The organism is Adlercreutzia sp. CNCM I-6216, assembly GCF_977113345.1.
Window position 1 is genome coordinate 1 of the sequence record NZ_CDSBIE010000028.1, and the last position, 2,606, is coordinate 2,606.

At 62.5% G+C, this 2,606-nt stretch carries 2 protein-coding genes; both read right to left on the reverse strand.

Annotated features, from left to right (window positions below; genetic code table 11):
• Window positions 1–157: 157 nt before the first annotated feature.
• The gene (istB, locus tag ACYVRU_RS12050) at window positions 158–898 is read right to left on the reverse strand and encodes an IS21-like element helper ATPase IstB (protein ID WP_452041131.1); all 741 of its coding nucleotides are present in this window, start codon (window positions 896–898) and stop codon (window positions 158–160) included.
• A gap of 14 nt (window positions 899–912) precedes the next feature.
• Window positions 913–2,445, reverse strand: a complete 1,533-nt coding sequence (istA, locus tag ACYVRU_RS12055) for an IS21 family transposase (RefSeq protein ID WP_461186208.1) — start codon at window positions 2,443–2,445, stop codon at window positions 913–915.
• Window positions 2,446–2,606: the final 161 nt, after the last annotated feature.

Consider the following 2,606-nt stretch of genomic DNA (forward strand, 5'->3'; position numbering starts at 1 on the left):
TGAGTATTGCGGCATCCTCGGGTGGTGATTCCGCAATGCGTCAGTGCGCAAATCCATTGGCCATCGGTGCGCGCTTGCGCCGACAATCGGGCTGGGAGTCATTCTGCTCCCAGCCCTTTTTCGAGCTTTCAGTCGCTCGACTTCCGCGGTCTTCGCGCTAGATTATGCCGGACATCCTCTTCCTCATGGATTCGGTGCCCTCGATGTGCATCACGTGCGAGTTGAACACCAGCCTGTCCACGACGGCGTCTGCCATGGCGTTGTCGCCGAGCTTCGCGCGCCATCCGGAGGGCGCGAACTGCGAGCACAGAATGAGCGATCCCTTCCTGTGCCTTGCCTCCACTATCTCCAGAACTTCCCTGGTCTGAGATGGAGATATCGTTTCCAGCAGCCAGTCGTCGACGATCAGCAAATCGCAAGCGATGTACCGCTTTCTCATCTTCGCCCACGTCTCGCCTTTTGCGATGCACAGCGTATCCAGCAGTTCCGGCAGCCGCACGTACCTCACTGTCTTGAACGCATTGCAGGCAGCCACTCCCAAAGCGCATGCCATCCACGACTTCCCTGCACCTGAAGCGCCCGTGATTATGAGGTTTCTGGCCGCGTCCACCCATGTGCAGTTCGACAGCTCCATCACCTTGGCGCGATCGAGCGCACGGTCGGGATCGTAGCGGACATCGCACACGTTGGCATCGGGATCGCAGAAGGCCGCCTGGCGCAGGAGCCTCGTCCGCTTGTTGGCGCGCCTTGCGTCCCATTCGGCGTCGACCAGCATCGCGAGCCTGTCGTCGAAGGGCATCTCGGCCACGCCGATCGACTCCTCCTGCTCGCGGTACGCCCTTGCCATCACCGACATCCTCATCTGGTGGAGCTTGTCCATCGTCGCTTCGTTTGCCATCTTAGCCGAACCTCCTATCGGTCGCATCCGTCGAACTCGTCGTAGCAGTCGTCGGGCCTTCGGTAGGCGCCCGCATCCGGATCGGGGGCGGTCTCGGCCGCTATCTTCTGGAGCGCCGTCTTCACTGTCTTGTAGCTGGGGCGCGCCGTCCAGGTGAGCGCCTTTGCGCACGCCCTTTCCAGGAGCGCGTCCCCGTGCTTGTCGGCAAGGCCGAGAAGCGCCCGCGCTGAGCGGTAGGCCTGCTGCTCGACCTTGCGCGACTTGAGTATCCCGTCCACGACGGCGAGGGTGGCCTCCCCTTTCCCCGCCGCCCAGCTGCGGAACCTGTCCCCGCTCCACGCCGTCCATTCCCTGTGGGAGTCGGGCATATGGGCGGGATCTGTGACATAGGAGCCGGCGGGAGATGTCGAGCGCCTGTGCATGGCGATGCGCTCCCCGTCGCAGATGACGGCCACCGTCGTTCTAGTGGCGACGATGCCCACCTCGCGCCGCACGTAGGCGGCTGGCACCGAGTAGTAGCGCTTGTCAAAGGAGACATGGTAGTTAAACTGGACGGTGGCGGTCTTCCTGACCGTCATCTCGTAATGGGTCGGCGGCAGGGGCTGCAAGCGGTCCTTCTCCCGCCCGAGGAAGGCCTCGCGCCTGCTGCCGGCCCGCTTCTGGAAGGGCGCGGAGTTGATGGAATCCACGGCCTCGTCGATTGCCGCAGCGAGTTCCGCGATGCCGATGAACACTCGGTCGCGCATGGCGGCGATGACCTTTCGCTCCACCACGCCAACGCTCATCTCGACAGCGGCCTTGTCCTTTGGCCTGCGAACCCGTGCCGGCACGACAGCCACGCCGTAGTGCTCGCACATGAGCCTGTACTGCTCATTGACGACGAGCTCCTCTACCGTGTTCTTGATGACGCCGGTCTTGCAGTTGTCCGGCACGACGATGGGCGTCGTGCCGCCGAACTCGCGGAAGGCGCGGATGTGCCCGTCGATCCAAGACTCCTCTCCCATGTTTGGATAGGGCCGGGCGAAGATCATCGAGGAGTACGGCAGGCAGGCCACGAACACGTGGGCCTTGCGAATCTCGCCGGTGTCCGGGTCGCAATACGCCGGGCACTTGCCAGCCCAATCGACCTGCATCTCCTCGGCCGGACGACGGTCGATATGCAAGGTGATGCGGTTCCGCTGCGCCCATTTGCGATGGCGCTGGCAGAAAGCCGAGTACATGAAGGGATCGGCGCCGTGATCGGTGGCCTTCACGCAGTACTCGCTCCAAAGAAGCGTCATCGTGACCCCGGGTTTGCCCATCTCGCGCTCGACCCACTCGTGGTCGATGGCGAACTTCCCGTCATCGCGGGGCTCCTTCGGCGGGTAGAGCACGGCTCTGATTGCCGCATCGTCCATCTCGCCGGGTAGCGGCCACTCAAGCCCCTTGCTCTTAGCGAGCTTCTGGATCAGCTGCACGGTGGATCTCGCGCAGCCGCAGGAGAACGCTATGTTCTCCTGGCTGATCCCGAGATAAGTCAGTCTCAGGATCTCTCGGTACTTGACCATTTTTTCCTCCTAACATAGAAATGGCCCGGATGCTTTTTGCACCCGGGCCAATCGTAGGAGATTGGAGAGATTAAAGCGCCATCACCGGCGCACACCGACCGATAGCGGACAAGCGCACCGATGGCTCGCGGAATCACGGACTGAAAACGCCGCAATAATCA